This window comes from Micromonospora sp. NPDC049089 (assembly GCF_040648775.1).
In the GTDB taxonomy this organism is placed as follows: Bacteria; Actinomycetota; Actinomycetes; order Mycobacteriales; family Micromonosporaceae; genus Micromonospora.
This window is the reverse complement of sequence record NZ_JBEZEH010000160.1, coordinates 1-17,602: the sequence shown is the minus strand read 5'-3', so window position 1 is coordinate 17,602 and position 17,602 is coordinate 1. Positions and strand designations below refer to the sequence as shown.

The window sequence follows — 17,602 nt, the reverse complement described above, 5'->3', positions numbered from 1 at the left end:
CCCGGGGGTGGGGGGCGGGCGGGCGCCGGTGGTGATTCCGTGGTTGGTTCAGGCGTGGTTCATGACGAAGCGCTCGCCCGCCGAAAGGCCGAAGTCCGGGCTCCAGAAGTCGAAGTCCTTGTTCGGGATCAGCTGGCTGGTGCCGGCGCTGCCGGCGCTGACCGCCTGCCCGTCGACGTTCGCGTAGATCCAGCCCGACCCGTCCGTGGCCCCGACACCCCGGTGCCAGAAGGTGAAGGCCTCCCAGGCATTGATTCCGGCGGCCGAGGCAACCATCGGCTTCGATCCGGCGGAGGTCGCCGAGACGAACTTGCCGTTGGCCAGCGAACGCAGGCCGAAGTAGCCGTAGTAGTCCAGGTCGTACAGCTCGAACTTCTCCCAGGTGCTGACCTTCGTGGCCACCGGGATCAGCGGCTTGCTTCCGGCACCGTCAGCGGAGACGAACTTGCCGCTGGCGGAGGACTTGAAGCTGACGAGCAGGTTCGTCTCGAGGTCGAACTTCTCCCAGGTGCTGGCGTTCGTCGCGCTGGCAATCAGCGGACCACCGTTGCTGGGGGCACTGACGTACTTGTTGTTGACAGTGGCCCTCAGGCTCACGGTGCCGTCGGTCTGGTGAACAAGCTGGAATCTCTCCCAGGTGCTCACCGACGCGGCAGCGGCGATCAGTGGCTTGCTGCCGGCACCGTTGGCGCTGACGTACTTACCGTTGACGTTCGCCCGCAGTGCGACCAGGCCGCTGCCGAGGTCGACGATGTCGAGCTTCTCCCAGCCGCCCAGCACCGGGCCGACAGCGGCCAGAGGCTTGCTGCCCGCACCGTCAGCCGAGACGAAATAGCCGTTGGAACGCGCCAGCAGACCGTGCGCGGTGCGCGCGGGAGACAGGGCCGCCGCGACGTTGAGCAGACGGTCCACTCCGCCCTGCGGGTTCAACACAGCGCCAGCGAGCCCTCGGGTCACGATCGTGTTGCGCACCTGGTTCGGTGACCACGTCGGGTTCGACTGAAGCAGCAGCGCAGCGGCGCCGGCCACGTGCGGCGAGGCCATCGAGGTCCCGCTGAAGGCCACCGACCCGTTGGTGGTTCCGCTCGCCGCGGAGACGATGTCCACGCCCGGAGCCCAGACGTCGACACACGGACCGTAGTTCGAATCGAAGTACTCGGTCGAGGCGCGACGGTCGAACCTGTCGGTGGCTCCGACAGTGATCGCCGCCGATACCCCGGCCGGGGTGTACGAGCAGGCATCGTCCGCTTCGTTGCCGGCGGCCACCGCGTAGGTGAGACCGGTGGCGATGGAGTTGCTGACCGCCATGGAGATCGCCGGGTAGTCCGGGTTCTCCGGCCCGCCGAGGCTCATGTTGACCACGGCAGGCTTCTGCGCGTTGGCGGTCACCCAGTCGATCCCGGCCACGACTTCCTCGGTGGTGCCAGCACCATCGCAGTCGAGGACCCGGACGGCGACCAGGCTCACGTCCTTGGCCACGCCGTACTTCGTGCCGCCGACGGTGCCCGCCACGTGCGTGCCGTGACCGTGGCAGTCCTGCGCCACATTGTCCCGCTCGATCGCGTCGTAACCGTTGGAGGCGCGGCCACCGAAATCGCTGTGGCTGATGTCGATGCCAGTGTCGACGATGTACGCCTTCACCCCGGCACCGGTGTTGGGGTAGGTGTAACTGCCATTCGGCTTGGGCGAAACCTGATCGATCCGGTCCAGGCCCCAGGAGGGAGGCGAGCTCTGCGTTCCGCTCGCGTGGACGCGAACCACCGGCTCCACGGATGCGACATCCGGGTCGGCGGCCAGCCGGCCTGCCTGCTTCGCGGTCATCGCGGCGGAGTAGCCGTTGACGGCGCTGCTGTACAGCCGGCGGACGCTGCCGCCGTTCTCCTTGGCCAGAGCCGAAGCGGCGGCCTTGATCTTGGCGGGCGTGGTCTTCTTGTCCTTGAGGACCACGATGTAGCGATTCGGAACGACCTCGGCGGCCTTGGCTTTGGCCAACCGGCCGTCCGCCTTGGGGGCGGTCAACTTGCTGGCGGGCTTTGGCGCCAGCGGAGCGGTCGGTTCGGCCATGGCGGCCCCACCGGTCGCAGCGGTGACGATGATGGTTGCGGAGGCGAGAGCAACGCTCGCCACCGCCGAGCGGCGTATTACGCCACGGCGTTTCACTAGGTGATCTCCCCGTTTGATCGTCGCCCGTCCAGTCCGGACGGCGGACGGGCGGTGGGGTCGGCGGCGGTGTCGATGCACCGGTAGCCGACGGACGCCCAGTCATCATGGACGACGATGAAAGCGCTACACCTCAGCCATTCGGTCGATCCGCTCGCGTTTCGTCGTCGACCGGACAGCTGCGCGTCGCTGTCGGCGACGTCCTGAAGTGACGGCTCCCGCCACCTCACCGCGGATCGCGCTACCTGACCAGCATCGAAGTGGAGCGCGTCAGCCGAGGATGCCCTCGGCGCGGGCCCAGCGCAGCAGCTCCGCCTCGGCGGCGTCGCGGTCCAGCGGCCCCTGCTCGAGACGTTGCTCCTTGAGGTGCTTCCAGGCCCGCCCGACCACCGGCCCCGGCGGTACGCCGAGCAGTTCCATGATCGCGTTGCCGTCCAGGTCGGGTCGAACCCGCGCCAGGTCCTCCTCGGCCGCGATCCGCGCGATCCGATCTTCCAGCGCGTCGTAGTCCGCCGCGAGCTGGGCGGCCTTGCGCCGGTTGCGGGTCGTGCAGTCAGAGCGGGTCAGCTTGTGCAGTCGGGGCAGCAGATCACCGGCGTCGGCGACGTAGCGGCGCACCGCCGAGTCGGTCCACTCGCCCCGCCCGTACCCGTAGAAGCGCAGGTGCAGCGCGACCAGCGCGGTCACCTGCGCGGTGACGTCCTTGGGGTAGCGCATCGCCTTCATCCGGGCCTTGGTCAGCCGGGCGCCGACCACCTCGTGGTGGTGGAAGCTGACCCGGCCGTCGGACCCGACCGCCTTCGTCGCCGGCTTGCCCACGTCGTGCAGGAGGGCGGCCATCCGCAGGATGAAGTCGCAGCCCTCCTCCTCGTAGGAGACCGCGTTCTCGACGACCGTCAACGTGTGCTCGTAGACGTCCTTGTGCTGGGCGTGCTCGTCAATCTCCAGCTTCAGCCCGGTCAGCTCCGGCAGGAACCGCTCGGCCAGCCCGGTGTCGACCAGCAGCCGCAGCCCGGTGATCGGGTCCGCGCCGCAGAGCAGCTTGGTGAACTCGTCGCGGATCCGCTCGGCGGTGATCCGGTCCAGGTCGGCGGCCATCTCGGTCATCGCCCGGTGCACATCCGGGTGCACGGCGAAACGCAGCTGGGCGGCGAACCGGGCGGCCCGCAGCATCCGCAGCGGGTCGTCGCCGAACGACTCACCAGGCGTGCTCGGGGTACGGATCACCTTCGCCGAGAGATCCTCCAGCCCACCGTGCGGGTCGGTGAACCGGTGGTCCGGCAGGCTGACCGCCATCGCGTTGATCGTGAAGTCGCGCCGCTTCAGGTCCTCGTCGAGGCTGGTGCCGTACACGACCACCGGGTTGCGGCTGACCTGGTCGTACGACTCCGCGCGGAAGGTGGTGATCTCCAGTCGGAGGCCGTCTCGCTGGGCGCCGATGGTGCCGAACTCCCGACCGGTCTCCCAGATCGACTCGGCCCAGCCCTTGATGATCCGCAGGGTCTCGTCGGGGTGCGCGTCGGTGCAGAAGTCGAGGTCGTCCCCGAGTCGACCGAGCAGGGCATCCCGTACCGAACCACCCACCAGGTGCAACTCGTGACCGGCGCGGACGAAGCGGCGGCCCAACTCGTCGGCGACCGGGGACACCCGGAGCAGTTCGGCGACGGCGTTGCGCTGCGCGGCGGTGAGTTCGCGGCGGTCGGCGGCGTGAGGAGCGGAGGCGTCGGACATGGGATCGCCAGCTTATCGGGCCGGGGTGTGATCCGATCCGCCGGGCGCGGGTAACGGGTGGGGGTTGACTATGGTCTGTGGCGTGCGGGTCGGTGTCCGACTCGACGTACCCCTGGGAGGCTGGAGATGAGCGGCGGGCTCTACCGCAGCGCCAACGCCGCGAATGACGGCGATCCCGGTGTCCGTCCCGGGGATGGCGCCACCTTCATCTCCGCCGAGCCGCTGAACCAGCCGGCCATGGAGTCGACCGCGCCGCCGCAGGAGCAGGTGGGCGAGGCCAGCGCGGCGGCCAACAGCGCGGTGATGGCGATCGGCAGCCTGGTCAGCCGGGGTACCGGCTTCCTGCGCACGTTGGCGTTGACCGCCGCGCTGGGTGGGGCGCTGGTGGGTGACGCGTACACCACGGCGCAGATCCTCCCGGGGATGGTCTACGAGTTCCTACTCGGCGGCATCCTCACCAGCGTGCTGATCCCGGTGTTGGTCCGTCGGCGCAGGGTCGACACCGACGGCGGGCAGGCGTACGCCCAGCGGTTGCTGACCCTCGCGGTGCTGACCCTTGCCGGCGCGGCGCTCCTCGCGGTGCTGTCGGCGGGACTGTTGACCAAGCTCTACGCCGGTGACGACACCGGGGAAGGCTTCCGGAGTCTGGTCAAGGCTCTGTCGTACCTGATGCTGCCGATGATCTTCTTCACCGGTCTCAGTGCGCTGATCAGCGCGGTGCTCAACACCCGGGGGCACTTCGCCGCACCGATGTGGGCGCCGATCCTCAACAACATCGTGGTGATCGCCACCGCCGGGTTGTACATCGCGATCTTCGGCGCGGAGATCGTCAAGCCGGAGGAGATGACCCCCGGACGGATCCTGCTGATCGGTGGCGGCACCCTGCTCGGCGTCGCGATTCAGGCCGCCGGGCTGCTGCCGGCGTTGCGCAAGGTGGGCTTCCGGTGGAAGTTCCGGTTCGATTTCCGCACCCTCGGCCTACGGGAGCTGGGGCGTCTCGGCGGCTGGATGTTCTGCTACGTCGCGGTGAGCCAGGTCGGCCTGATCGTGCTGTTCAACCTGCTGAACCGGGCAGGCAAGGAGAACGCCGCCGGCCCGCTGATCTACAACAACGTGTTCCTGCTGCTGATGATGGCGCACGGCATCATCGCCGTATCGATCATCACCGCGCTGATGCCCCGGATGAGCGCGGCCGCCGCCGACGGCCGGTACTCCGACGTCGCCGCCGATCTGTCCCGGGGTACTCGCACCGTCTCGGCGGTGCTCGCCCCGATCGCGGTCTGCTACGCGGTACTGGCGACTCCGCTGGCCGTGACATTGTTCCGCTACGGCGCGTTCACCGACGAGAACGCGGCGGACACCTCGCTGGTGCTGCTCCTGGCGGCACTGGCGTTGGTGCCCTTCGCGATCAGCCAGCTCTTCACCTTCGCCTTCTACGCCCTGCCGGACACCCGCACCCCGGCGCTGATCAACATTCCGGTGGTCGCCCTGCGGATCGGCGTTCAGGTGGTGCTCTACGTGGCCTTCGCCGCCCACTTCGCCGCGGCCGGGATGATGATCGGCAACGCTGTGTCCTACCTGGCGGCCGCCTTCGCCTCCGCGTGGCTGCTGCGGCCCCGAGTGGGCCGGATCGGAATGGGTGCCATCCTGCGCACGCTCGGCCGAGTCGCGGTCGCCGCGCTGGGCGCCGCCCTGGTCGGCCTCCTCGTGGTGAGTCTTCTGCCCGGCGGCGACCGGCCGAGTTGGATTCAGGCCGTTGTGCAGCTCGTGGTTGGCGGCGTGGTGATCGGCGGGACCTATCTGGGTCTGGCCATGCTGCTGCGGATCGGGGAGATCACCGAGGTGGTCGGTATGGTTCGCCGCCGCCTCGGTCGCTGAAAGTCCGCATCCGATTACAACAAGTCGGCACTCATACGGAATGTGACTACGGATCACCAGGCTGGGGATGCGCCTGTGGATAACTCCGCGATTCGCCGGTCAACCGCCGCTTCGGCCTGTGGATAACCAACCGTACGGCTGAGGGTGGCGACCCGATCGGTGGGAACGTACGGGGCGACGCGAGCGCCACGCCAGCCCAGCCCCGGCGTCGGTCACTTGCGGTGAAGCCGTAGATTAGCTAGTACATGTGCCAGCAACGTGGCTGACAACGGTCGTAACCGGACGAGTTCTTCGACAGCCAGAACCCCGCCAGGTACGGCGGGAAGATGACATGTCGGAGAGACGGGCAACCCGGGTAAGGTCGCTCTCGACGGGTACGGCAGGGGCCGACGCTGGGCGTCGACACCGGTCGGCCGGTTCCTTCAACGGCAGAGCGGGAAGCCACATGCCCAGCAGTTCGGGTTCATCGATCGACACGATCACCGAGGGAGGACGGGTGACCCAGGTCGGCGAGGGTCAGGAGGCAGACGAAAGCGCTCCTCCGGTCATGACCTTCGGTGCTCCCACGGCCGGTGAAGTCCTCGCCGAGCGGTACGAACTGGTTGAGCACATCAACAACGACAGCGCGGGTCGGCTGGTCTGGCGCGGGGTCGATGTCATCCTGCGCCGTCCCGTTGCCGTCGTGCTGCGTTACCCGGGTGGCGACTCCGCCACCGAGATGCTTCAGGCCGCCGTCGCGGCCAGCCGGGTCATCCACCCCAACCTGGTCGGCGTCTACGACGCGATCGACGAGGCCGACCGGGCGTACGTGGTGCGCGAGTGGGTCGACGGGCAGTCCCTGCGGGACCTGGCGACCGACGGCCCCCTGGACCCGGCTCGGGCCACCGCGATCGGCAACGCCGTCGCGAGCGCGCTCGCCGCGGTGCACGCCACCGGCATGGTGCACGGCAACGTCCACCCCGGCACCGTCATGATCAGCGATGAGGGTCGGGTGGTCCTGGCCGACGCCCGCACCGATGGCGCCGACAGCCAGGAGAACGACATCCGGGCGGTCGGCGGGGTCCTCTACTTCGCGCTGACCGGCTCCTGGCCGCACACCGAGGCGCCACTGCATGGTGCCACCGCCGGCCACGGCCGCGCCGCCATCCCGGACGCTGTTCGGGACGCCGGGGGTGCCATCGCCGCACCGCGCCAGGTCCGGGCGGGCGTTCCGGCGTACCTGGACGACCTGACCATGGACCTGCTCGACGCCGAAATCGCGCCGCCGTCCTCCGACGTGCTCGCCGCGGAGCTGGCGCGACTGGACGTGCCGGCCGAGGATGAGCACTACCTCGACAACAGCGGGCCGCTGCGGTTCGCCGCCGAGACCGGGGAAGAGCCGTCGCCGCTGGCCGCGGCCGGGGGTCGCAAGGTCGCCGTCGGCATCGCTGGTCTGCTGGCCGTCGCCCTGGTCGGTCTGCTGATCGGGATCATCGCGTTGGGCGGCGACGACGAGGACCCGCAGTCCAACCCGGTCGCCGCGCCGACCTCCAGTGCCCCGGCCGGCGACGCCACCCCGGCCGCCGCGGCGACGCGCAAGCTGACAGTGAAGAACGTCCGGATCATCGACCCGGACAGCAAGGACCGCAGCGAGGTCAAGGACGCCGAGAAGGTCATCGACGGTGACGAGGACAAGGGCTGGGAGACGGAGACGTACGTCAACAAGCCCAACTTCGGCAACCTGAAGAAGGGCATGGGCGTCTGGATCGACCTCGGCGAGCCGCACACCGTCAAGTCGGTGCAGGCAGTGTTGTCGGCCACCAACGCGTCCGCTCAACTGCTCGCCGGCACGACGACCTGGCCGTCCAGCTCCAGCGGTGACAAGCAGTTGGTCGCGAGCTACAAGACCGCCATCGGCCAGCCGTTCGAGGACCACGACGGCACCACAATGACCTTCAACGGCTTCGACGCCGACAAGAAATACCAGTACCTGCTGTTCTGGATCACCGAATTGGCTCCGGTCGAGGGTGGGTTCAAGCTGGGGGTGCAGGAGATTACGGTCCAAGGGTCGTGAGCCGCGCGCCACGATCCGGGCATCGCACGCACTGGACGTGGTGATGGACGGGCGCGCGGCCGCGAGTGACCTGGAGCTGCTGCGCGCGCACGTCGCCGGAGACCGGGACGCCTTCGCCGAATTGTTTCGCCGGCACCGGGACCGGCTGTGGGCGGTGGCCCTGCGGACGCTCGGCGACCGCGAGGAGGCAGCCGACGCTCTCCAGGACGCCCTGCTGTCGGCGCATCGGGCGGCGGCCCGGTTCCGTGGTGATTCCGCCGTCACCACCTGGCTGCACCGGATCGTGGTCAACGCCTGCCTGGACCGGATCCGACGCCGGCAGGCGCACCCCACAGTGCCACTGCCGGACGGCAACCGGGCCGACGGCGGATCGGGCACCGGCGGGCTCGAACCGGCGGCGCCGGCAGCGGACCACGACACCGCCCTCGTGGTCCGCGAGGCGCTCGCCGCACTGCCCCTTGAGCAACGCGCCGCGCTGGTGCTCGTCGACGTCCAGGGTTATCCGGTCGCCGAGGTGGCACGCATACTCGGCGTCGCCGAGGGGACGGTGAAGAGCCGGTGTGCCCGGGGCCGGGCCCGGCTGGCCGTGCTGCTCGGGCATCTCCGCCCCGCCGTCGTGGCGACGCCTTCGCACCGACCGGACCCCACCGGCCCGAGCACAAGCGTGCCCGGCGTCACGCCGGGGAACCCAGGCCCGGTGGAGGGCGTCGGATCGGGGTCAGGTCGATACCGGCGGGACGCCAACCAGGAGGACACGTGACGACCGAGGGGTTCCGGGAGGTCGACGCCGACCTCCTCGCTGACTACCTCGGCGGGGCGTTGGACGGCACCCCGCAGCAGGACGAGGTCGCCCTGCTGGTCTCCACCGACCCGTCCTGGGCCGAGGCGTACGGGCTGTTGGCCCCCGCCGTGGCCGAGGTGCGGACGGATCTGAGCCGCTGGGCCGAGCCGTCCCCGGAGATGCCGTCGGAGATCACCGACCGCCTCCTGGCCGCGCTCGCCGCCGCGGAGCCGACTCACGAAGCCTCGACCGGGAAGACCGACACAACCACGCCGTTCGTCGTACCGGCGCAGGGTGGAGTCGGTCGCCGACCGTCCGCTCCGACGCCCGCCGGGCGCTGGGCGTCCACCGGTCCGGGCCGCCGACGGCGCGGCTGGGCCCGCCGTGGCGCACCCGTGGCCGCCGCCGCGATCGCCGTCGTCGCCGCCGCGCTGGGCCTCAACCAGCTCTCGATGCGGGCGTCGGACGACTCCGCCGGCACCGCCATGAACCAGCCGGCCAGCGCGCCGGAGGGCGTCGCGGGGGCTGGGACGGCCCGCACCACCGGCCCGGCACTGCGCAGTGGTACGAACTACACCCCGCAGACCCTCGGGGACGCCCACGGCCCGGATGCTCCGGCTGCCAGCCGGGCGACCGGCAACACCCCGGGCGGGCAGCCGCACGTGGATGCCGAGGGCGGACGCCGTCCGTCTCCCGACGGGTCGGACCAGCTCGCCCGGCTCACCGACGAGGCCGCGCTGACCAGTTGCCTGACCAGCGTCGCGGCGGAACACGGATCGGCCCCTCTGGTGGTCGAGGTGGTCGACTACGCGCGGTTCCAGGGCGACCAGGCACTGGTCATCCACTTCACCGACGCGAACGGGGCCCGGTGGGCCTGGGTCAGCGGCCCGGAGTGCGGCGTGCCCGGGTCCGGCTCGGACAGCCGGTATTCGGCGCGGGTAGGGTGAATCCACGGTCGATGGCACGATGACCCCCCACGTGACCTGACCCACCGGATGCCCGGCTCGGGAATCCCCGGTTCGTACGATGACGTTCTGGAAGTCAGCTGCCGGCCCCACCCAGGCGTCGGCGACTCGGATCAGCATCGGTGCTCGCGCCGACGCCGAACACACACAACTCGGGAGACGGCAGTGGACGAGGTCCGCAACCTGATCATCATCGGCTCCGGGCCGGCCGGCTACACAGCGGCGGTCTACGCCGCACGTGCCAACCTGAAGCCGCTGATCATTGAGGGCGTGCAGTCCGGTGGCGCGCTGATGACCACGACCGAGGTGGAGAACTTCCCCGGCTTCGCCGACGGCATCCTCGGCCCCGAGCTGATGGACAACATGCGCAAGCAGGCCGAGCGGTTCGGCGCCGAGTTCCTCACCGACGACGTGACCCGGGTCGAGCTGGTGGACACCGGCGACGCCGGCTCCGGCGCGGTGAGCACCGTCTGGGTTGGCGAGACCGCCTACCGGGCGCGATCCATCATTCTCTCCACCGGTTCGGCCTGGCGGCCGCTGGGCGTGCCCGGTGAGCAGGAATTCCTGGGCCACGGCGTCTCCGCGTGTGCCACCTGTGACGGCTTCTTCTTCCGCAACCAGCAGATCGTGGTTGTTGGCGGCGGCGACTCGGCGATGGAGGAGGCCACCTTCCTCACCCGCTTCGCGGAGTCGGTGACCATCATCCACCGCCGCGACTCGTTCCGGGCCAGCAAGATCATGGCCGACCGGGCGCTGAGCAACGAGAAGATCAAGGTCGAGTGGAACAGCACCGTCGAGGAGATCCTCGGCGAGGACGGCAAGGTCACCGGCGTACGCGTCCGTAACGTGCACACCGGCGAGACCAAGGTGATGGACGTGACTGGTGTCTTCGTCGCCATCGGTCACGACCCTCGCAGCGAACTGTTCCAGGGCCAGGTCGAGCTGGACGACGAGGGCTACGTGAAGGTCCACGCCCCGAGCACCCGTACCAACGTGCCAGGTGTCTTCGCCGCAGGCGACGTGGTCGACCACACCTACCGTCAGGCGATCACCGCAGCCGGCACCGGTTGTGCCGCAGCGCTCGACGCCGAGCGGTTCATCGCGACGCTCAGCTGAAACAAGGAACACATCCCGGAGGAGGGGCATAGTGGGAACAACCAAGGCGGTCACCGACAAGAGCTTCGTCGCTGACGTGCTGCAGGCCGACAAGCCGGTGCTTGTGGACTTCTGGGCGGAGTGGTGCGGGCCGTGCCGCAAGGTGTCGCCACTGCTCGAGGAGATCGCCCGGGAGATGGGTGACCAGGTCACCATCGTCAAGCTCAACATCGACGAGAACCCGGAGACCGCCCGGGCCTACCGGGTGATGTCGGTGCCGACCCTCACCGTCTTCAAGAACGGTCAGCCGGTGCAGTCGATCGCTGGTGCCAAGCCGAAGGGCGAGCTGGTCCGACTCATCGAATCGGCCCTCTGAGCAGCAGGAACATCAACCGAACCCCGTACCCGCTCGTCGGGTGCGGGGTTCGGTGTCTTCCCGGCCGTACCGTCGACGTATTTCCCGGCCCCAGCCACCTCGCCGCCTGAGAGCGCATAGCCTCAAGCCTGGGCCGCCCGGCCAGCGAGTGTCGTGCAGAGGGGGTCGTGCGTGCGTCCGATCCGACCCGGTGACCGGGGACCCGCGGTCACGGAGATCCGTACCATCCTGACCGGCCTCGACCTGCTGGCCGCCGCCGACCCGCACACCGACGAGTTCGACCTCGACACCGAGCGGGCGGTCCGCGCGTTCCAGCAGTCGCGGGGGCTCAGCGTGGACGGCCGGGTCGGCGCGGAAACCTGGCGCGCCCTGGATGCCGCCCGTTGGCGGCTCGGCGCCCGCACCCTCTACCACGCGGTTCCCGAACCGCTCACCGGCGAGGACGTCCGGTCGCTCCAGGAGCGACTGCTGGAGATGGGGTACGACACGGGCCGCGCGGACGCCATCTACGGTGTCCGGACGTCGCGGGCGCTGGCCCAGTTCCAGCGTGAGGTCGGGCTCACCCCCGACGGCTCCTGCGGCCCGCACACGATGAACGCGCTTCGCCGGATCGGCCGCAAGGTGGTCGGTGGCCGCCCGCAGTGGCTCCGCGAATCCGACGCGATCCGCCAGTCCGGACCGGCGCTGGTCGGCAAGACTGTCGTCATCGACCCGGGGCACGGGGGCACCGACCCCGGGATGGTGGTGCCCGACGGCTCACTGCGCTGGACCGAGGCGGACCTGGTGCACGACCTGGCCAGCCGATTGGAGGGACGTCTCGCCGCCTCCGGAGTGCGGGTGCAGCTCACCCGAGGCCCGTCGCCCGACAGCTGCCTGCCGGACACCGACCGGGCCCTGCTCGCCAACTCGCTCGGCGCCGACGTGTTCATCTCGTTGCACCTGGACGGGCACGCCAACCCGGATGCGGAGGGCGTGGCGACCTACCACTACGGCACCGACAACGGGGTGACCTCGGCGACGGGTGAGCGCCTGGCCGGGCTCGTGCAGCGGGAGATCGTCGCCCGCACCGGGCTGCGGGACTGCCGCACCCACGCCAAGACGTGGGAGTTGCTCCGACTGACGCGGATGCCCGCCGTCCGGGTCGAGGTCGGCTATCTCACCTCTCCGACGGACCGCGCCCACCTCGTCGACCCCCGGTTCCGGGACCGGGTGGTGGAGGCGATCGTGGCCGCTGTGCAGCGGATGTACTACCCGATCGAACGAGACGTCCCCACCGGATCGCTCGACGTCAGCGAACTGCGTGCCGTGGTGACCGCCGGCACCGTGGTGGACTGATCAGCCGTACGTCAGCCGTTGGTGGAGCGGGTGGCCGGGGCGGGACGGACCGGGCGGAGCAGGGTTTCGGGGCTCATCGACCCGAGCAACTTCTCCAGCGCGTACTCGACGTCGGACTTCCAGCTCAACGCCGTACGCAGCTCAAGACGCAACCGGGGGAAGCGCGGATGCGGACGTACGGTCTTGAAGCCCACGGAGAGGAAGAAGTCGACCGGGGCCACGCAACCGCCGGCAGGGTCGTCCGCGTCGCCGAACTTGGCGTCGCCGAAAGCCTCGATCGCCTTGATCCCACGCTTGGTGAGATCCCGGGCGACACCCTGCACCAGCATCCGGCCCAGCCCGCCGCCCGAGAACGCGGCGACCACGTTGGCGGTCATCAACAGTGCCGCGTCCGCGGAGACCGGTGAGGTCGGGAACGCCATCGAACGGGGCACGTAGGCAGGCGGGGCGTACATCACGAAGCCGGCCGGCATGCCGTCCACGTACGCGAGCTTGCCGCAGGAGCCCCACTCCAGCAGCGTCTGGGAGACCCACGCCTCCTTCTCCAGGCCCGGATCGCCAGCGGCGCAGGCGCGCTCAGCGGAGACCGGATCGAGCTCCCAGTAGACGCACTGCCGGCACGGGCGCGGGAGGTCTTCCAACGTGTCGAGGGTCAGGCTGACCAGACGTCGCGACATATGGCGCATCCCCACAATAGGCTCGGTGGTGAGACCGGCATGGAACGACAGCGCCGCCTTCCTGCCCCCGACGAGCGATCGTACGCCGCCGATCGACCATACGGGAGGGGACGCGCGAATGCCCACCGCGACGGGGGACGCCGAGGACGGTCCGCGATGTGGTCGATCTGCTGCGGTACGGCGGCAGCACGACCCAGGCGGACTAGGATCGACAATCGGTGTGCCCGCCGCCATGGTCAGCGGTGTGCGGGGTACCCGGGGCGGGAGCCACTCGAGCAGCGATCGAGGTGAGGTCATGACCGGCACGACACTCGACGACTACACCGACCGGTACGCCCGGCGGGTACGCGGGATGACCGCCTCCGAGATCCGAGCACTGTTCGCGGTGGCCAGTCGTCCGGAGGTCGTCTCGCTCGCCGGTGGCGCACCGTACATCGCGGCCCTTCCGCTGGACGCGGTCGGCGAGATGCTCGGCCGGCTCGGTTCCGAACACGGCGTGAGCACCCTTCAGTACGGCATCGGTCAGGGCACCCTCGAACTGCGGGAGCGGATCTGCGAGGTGATGTCGCTCTCCGGGATCGACGCCGCATGCGGGGCCTCCCCGGAGGACGTCGTCGTCACCGTGGGCGGGCAGCAGGCACTGGACCTGGTGGCCCGGCTCTTCCTCGACCCGGGTGACGTGGTGCTCGCCGAGGGACCGACGTACGTCGGTGCGCTCGGCGTGTTTCAGGCCGCCCAAGCGCAGGTCGTCCACGTACCGATGGATGCGGACGGGCTGATCCCGGAGGCGCTGGAGACGGCCATCGCCGACCTGGCCCGTGCGGGCCAGCGGGTCAAGTTCCTCTACACGATCCCCACCTACCAGAACCCGACCGGCGTGACGCTCAGCGAGGAGCGCCGGGAACGGGTGCTCGACATCTGCGAGCGCGCCGGCCTGCTCGTCGTCGAGGACGACCCGTACGGCCAACTGGGGTTCGAGGGTGAGGCCCCGGCCCCCCTGCGGGCCCGCCGCCGCGACGGCGTCTTCTACCTCAGCACCTTCTCCAAGACCTTCGCCCCCGGGCTGCGGGTCGGCTGGATCCTGGCGCCGCACGCGGTCCGCGACAAACTGGTCATCGCCAGCGAGGCGCAGATCCTCTGCCCCAGCGGTTTCGCCCAGGCCGCGGTGGCCACCTACCTGAGCACGATGCCCTGGCGGCAGCAGCTCAAGGTCTACCGCGAGGTCTACCGGGAACGCCGCGACGCCCTGCTCGACGCGATGGCCGACCTGATGCCCGAGGGCACCAGCTGGACCACCCCGGCCGGCGGTCTCTTCGTGTGGGCCAGCCTGCCCGACGGGCTCGACTCGAAGGCCATGATGCCGCGAGCGGTCGCCGCCCGGGTCGCCTACGTGCCCGGCACCGGCTTCTACGCCGACGGCACCGGCACCGACGCCATGCGGCTCAACTTCAGCTTCCCGCCGCCGGAGCGGATCCGTGAGGGCGTCCGCCGGCTGGCCGGGGTGATGGAGCAGGAGATCGCGATGCGCCGGGTCTTCGGTGCCGTGGGTGGTGCCGCCGGGCGACGCGGCCGGGCCGGCTCCGACGTGCCCGGGCCCGACTTGGCATGATGCCGGCATGGCTACGACCGCCGAGCACCTCCTCGTGACCGATTCCGCCATCTCGGCCGACCTGCGCGTCGTGGTGCTCGCCGGTGGGCTCTCCTACGAACGGGACGTGTCGCTGCGCTCCGGTCGCCGTGTGCTCGACGCGCTGCGCGCCGTCGGGGTGGAGGCCGAGCTGCGGGACGCGGACGTGGCGCTGCTGCCGGCGCTCGCAGCCGACCCGCCGGACGCGGTGGTGATCGCACTGCACGGCGCGACCGGCGAGGACGGCTCACTGCGCGGGGTGCTGGATCTGTGCGACGTCCCGTACGTCGGCTGCGACGCTCGGGCCTCCCGGGTCGCCTGGGACAAGCCCTCGGCCAAGGCGGTGCTCCGCGAGGCCGGCATCCCCACCCCCGACTGGGTGGCGCTCCCGCACGATCGTTTCTCCGAGCTCGGCGCGGTCGCCGTCCTGGACCGGATCGTCGACCGTCTGGGCGTACCTCTCATGGTGAAGCCGGCACAGGGCGGGTCCGGGCTGGGCGGGGCGGTGGTCCGGGACGCCGCCGCACTGCCCGCCGCGATGGTCGGCTGCTTCGCGTACTACTCCACTGCGCTCGTGGAGCGATACGTGCCGGGGATGGACGTGGCAGTCTCCGTCGTCGACCTGGGCGACGGCCCGCGGGCGCTGCCCCCGGTGGAGATCGTGCCGCGTAACGGCGTGTACGACTACGCCGCCCGCTACACCGCGGGGCGGACCACCTGGCACGCCCCCGCCCGGCTGGACCCGGAGGTGGCTGCCACTGTCGCTGACGTGGCCCTCGCCGCGCACACCGCGCTCGGTCTACGGGACCTCTCCCGCGTTGACGTGATCGTGGACGCGGACGGCCAGCCGCACGTGCTGGAGGTCAACGTCTCCCCGGGGATGACGGAGACGTCACTGCTTCCGCTCGCCGTGCAGGCGGCCGGGCTGGACTTCGGCCGACTCCTCGGCACCCTGGTCGCCCGAGCCGCTGCCCGCCTCACCAGGCACTGACCTACCCGCCAACCACTTCGGCGGAGCGGACCACCCGCGGGCCGACCATGAGGTTGGCCTTGTCCTGCCGGGTCAACCTCATGGTCGGTTCCAGATCAGTGAGTCGCGCGTACGTCGGGAGTGCCGCTGCCGTCGGTGCGCGCGGCCTCGCCCGGAGTGCCAGTGCCCCTCTCATGGGCGTTCCTGCTGACGGCCTCTCCGGAGGCTTCTCCGTTGGCAGGGTCGGACGCTGCCGGGTTGGCGGATCCAGCCTCGTCGGCGCTTCCGCTCGCCGGGCCGACGTGCGGCCCGCCGGAGGGCTTCTCCGCCGAGCCGACGCCGTGAGGTCTGTCGGTGGGCATCTCCGCCTGGCCGGCGCGGAGTCCGTCGGTGGCCGTCGTGGCGGCGCTGCCGGATGCCGCTGTGGTGGACTCCCGGGCGTCTGCGGCCGGGACGCCGGGCAGGTCGGTGGCGGATGCCGTCCGAGCGGGTTCAGCCGCCGGACGGTTGACCGTGCCCGACTGGGCGGGCTCAGCCGAAGGCCGGTCGGTGACGGTGGTCGTCGTCGAGCCGGCGCCGGCGCCGGGGTCCGCCACCGGTTCGGCCCGGGGGCCGCTGTCGGCGTCGGTCGGATCAGGAGTGGAGTCGAGGGGCGGTTCCGGGATCTCCTCTGCCGCCTCGATGACCGAGACGGCCTCCGTCCCGGCTGCTGCCGCTGAGGCAGCCTCCGCTGCGGCAGCGGCGTCCGCGGCGGCGGACTGGGCCAGCAGACTGGACGGCGCCTGCCACTGGATGCGGGGTGGCTCGGCGAGCGGGCGGCCACCGAACTCGGCGAGCCAGGCCGCGACGAGCGCCAGATTTTCCCGCCACTGCGCCTCGGAGATCGGCGGCAGGATCGAGTCCCACAGGGACAGGAACGTACCCCGCAACTGAAGGCGGCCGTACGGGCGAGCGAGGAACCACATGTGCAGATGAGCGGAGCCGTCGCCCCAGCGATTGACGTGCACCCGTGCCACGCCGTCAAGCGACCGGATGGCCCGCTCCAGACGTACCGTCATCACCCCCAACTCGGCAGCCAGCAGGTTCGGCAGGTCGCCGAGGTCGAGGTGGGTGCGCGATTCCAGGATGAGCACCATGGGCAGACCGGTGGGCCGGTCCATCGCGCGGACCCGCCACCGCTCGCCCACCCAGATGTAGGCGTCGTCGGGTGCGTTGCAGGCGGTGCATTCCCGGAGACCCTCGCCCTTCCGGGGCGGTTCGACCGGGACCGGATCATCGAGTTGCTTCACGTGGAGGTCACCCTCGAAGGGAAATGACGGCCACTGGGTGAAGTCCGGGACTGAGGGAGGGTTGTCGTGCACGACGCTGACCCTAACCGAGTCTGGCACCGCTGTCCCTACCTGATCGAGCGGTCCCGGGCCACCGGATCGGTACCCACCGCCGGCCGGCTGTTCGTGCTCGCGCAGGCACCGAGAGGCGCTATCCACAGGCTGCCGAGATCCTGAACACAGGCCGTCATCCACAGGCTCACACCCGCTCCCACGCGCTGTTTCACGTGAAACGGGGGGTGCCTGTGGACAACCGGTGTGGATAACTTTTCGGCCAGTCGGTCGTTGTCCGCGAGCCTCCGGATCGGCGGGTTTGACGGCCGCCGCAGACGGAATCGAACGGGTGCCTTCCGAGGGGCTGCGCGTGCCACCGTCGGAGCGGTATCCGGCCGCCGGCGACCGTCCGCTGGCTCATGTGGCCCACGTCGGCGCCGACGGTTGGCTCGTTCGCGGACCCACACCAGCACAGACCTCGACCGCGCGGCCTGGATGCCCCGGAGGCCCGGATGCTCCCTGAACGCCGCAAAGGGCGGGGGCATCGCACGGCAGCACCGACATCGAGTGTCTGAGGTGAAGGGGTCACGCCGCTTGACTAGCCACTCCGAACGCCGGGTTTTCGATCGGTG

The 17,602-nt window shown here is 70.3% G+C and carries 12 protein-coding genes and 1 pseudogene; 9 read left to right on the top strand and 4 right to left on the bottom strand.

The features are described 5' to 3' along the window. Positions 1-48 precede the first annotated feature (48 nt). Together AB0B48_RS24145 and AB0B48_RS24140 are read right to left on the bottom strand one after the other, a co-directional pair. Complete coding sequence (locus AB0B48_RS24145) at positions 49-2,160, bottom strand: S8 family serine peptidase (protein WP_357205170.1); 2,112 nt, start codon at positions 2,158-2,160, stop codon at positions 49-51. Positions 2,161-2,430: 270 nt separating this feature from the next. Beyond that, positions 2,431-3,891, bottom strand: coding sequence for a CCA tRNA nucleotidyltransferase (locus AB0B48_RS24140; RefSeq protein WP_357205167.1), 1,461 nt, complete (start codon positions 3,889-3,891; stop codon positions 2,431-2,433). 126 nt (positions 3,892-4,017) lie between these two features. On the opposite strand from AB0B48_RS24140, the gene murJ reads away from it, so the two are divergent. The 7 genes from murJ (at position 4,018) to AB0B48_RS24105 (ending at position 12,374) form a co-directional block, all read left to right on the top strand. Beyond that, entirely contained in the window at positions 4,018-5,769 is a 1,752-nt protein-coding gene (murJ, locus tag AB0B48_RS24135; protein ID WP_355004542.1) for a murein biosynthesis integral membrane protein MurJ, read from the top strand. Between the two features lie 445 nt (positions 5,770-6,214). Further along, a complete protein-coding gene (locus AB0B48_RS24130) occupies positions 6,215-7,822 on the top strand; it encodes a protein kinase family protein (RefSeq protein WP_357205163.1) in 1,608 nt (535 codons plus the stop codon). A 43-nt stretch (positions 7,823-7,865) separates the two neighbouring features. Then, positions 7,866-8,582: an RNA polymerase sigma factor SigM gene (gene sigM / locus AB0B48_RS24125; protein WP_357205160.1), complete on the top strand. Its 717-nt coding sequence runs from the start codon at positions 7,866-7,868 to the stop codon at positions 8,580-8,582. Then, positions 8,579-9,550 (top strand): hypothetical protein, encoded by a 972-nt coding sequence (locus AB0B48_RS24120; protein ID WP_357205157.1) that lies wholly within the window; start codon positions 8,579-8,581, stop codon positions 9,548-9,550. The genes sigM and AB0B48_RS24120 overlap by 4 nt, the downstream gene beginning before the upstream one ends. 183 nt (positions 9,551-9,733) lie before the next feature. After that, positions 9,734-10,684, top strand: coding sequence for a thioredoxin-disulfide reductase (gene trxB, locus AB0B48_RS24115; RefSeq protein ID WP_091396582.1), 951 nt, complete (start codon positions 9,734-9,736; stop codon positions 10,682-10,684). 31 nt (positions 10,685-10,715) lie between these two features. After that, positions 10,716-11,039, top strand: a complete 324-nt coding sequence (trxA, locus tag AB0B48_RS24110; RefSeq protein WP_030331849.1) for a thioredoxin — start codon at positions 10,716-10,718, stop codon at positions 11,037-11,039. Positions 11,040-11,210: 171 nt separating this feature from the next. Next, positions 11,211-12,374, top strand: a complete 1,164-nt coding sequence (locus AB0B48_RS24105; RefSeq protein ID WP_357205154.1) for an N-acetylmuramoyl-L-alanine amidase — start codon at positions 11,211-11,213, stop codon at positions 12,372-12,374. An 11-nt stretch (positions 12,375-12,385) separates the two neighbouring features. On the opposite strand, the gene AB0B48_RS24100 is transcribed toward AB0B48_RS24105, so the two are convergent. After that, positions 12,386-13,051 carry a GNAT family N-acetyltransferase gene (locus AB0B48_RS24100; RefSeq protein WP_355004547.1) on the bottom strand — a complete coding sequence of 222 codons (666 nt, stop codon included), beginning with the start codon at positions 13,049-13,051 and terminating at the stop codon, positions 12,386-12,388. Between the two features lie 295 nt (positions 13,052-13,346). On the opposite strand from AB0B48_RS24100, the gene AB0B48_RS24095 reads away from it, so the two are divergent. After that, positions 13,347-14,660 carry a PLP-dependent aminotransferase family protein gene (locus AB0B48_RS24095; RefSeq protein WP_357205150.1) on the top strand — a complete coding sequence of 438 codons (1,314 nt, stop codon included), beginning with the start codon at positions 13,347-13,349 and terminating at the stop codon, positions 14,658-14,660. Between the two features lie 7 nt (positions 14,661-14,667). Further along, complete coding sequence (locus AB0B48_RS24090; protein ID WP_357205147.1) at positions 14,668-15,669, top strand: D-alanine--D-alanine ligase; 1,002 nt, start codon at positions 14,668-14,670, stop codon at positions 15,667-15,669. A gap of 749 nt (positions 15,670-16,418) precedes the next feature. Here AB0B48_RS24090 and AB0B48_RS24085 read toward each other — a convergent pair. Next, positions 16,419-17,009, bottom strand: a pseudogene (locus tag AB0B48_RS24085) (hypothetical protein); the annotation flags it as partial. Positions 17,010-17,602 lie beyond the last annotated feature (593 nt).

What these genes read in the sequence shown, in the direction of transcription:
- AB0B48_RS24140 (WP_357205167.1), bottom strand. Translation starts at nt 3,891, where the DNA reads ATGTCCGACGCCTCCGCTCCTCACGCCGCCGACCGCCGCGAACTCACC.
- murJ (WP_355004542.1), top strand. Translation starts at nt 4,018, where the DNA reads ATGAGCGGCGGGCTCTACCGCAGCGCCAACGCCGCGAATGACGGCGAT.
- AB0B48_RS24130 (WP_357205163.1), top strand. Translation starts at nt 6,215, where the DNA reads ATGCCCAGCAGTTCGGGTTCATCGATCGACACGATCACCGAGGGAGGA.
- sigM (WP_357205160.1), top strand. Translation starts at nt 7,866, where the DNA reads ATGGACGGGCGCGCGGCCGCGAGTGACCTGGAGCTGCTGCGCGCGCAC.
- AB0B48_RS24100 (WP_355004547.1), bottom strand. Translation starts at nt 13,051, where the DNA reads ATGTCGCGACGTCTGGTCAGCCTGACCCTCGACACGTTGGAAGACCTC.
- AB0B48_RS24095 (WP_357205150.1), top strand. Translation starts at nt 13,347, where the DNA reads ATGACCGGCACGACACTCGACGACTACACCGACCGGTACGCCCGGCGG.
- AB0B48_RS24090 (WP_357205147.1), top strand. Translation starts at nt 14,668, where the DNA reads ATGGCTACGACCGCCGAGCACCTCCTCGTGACCGATTCCGCCATCTCG.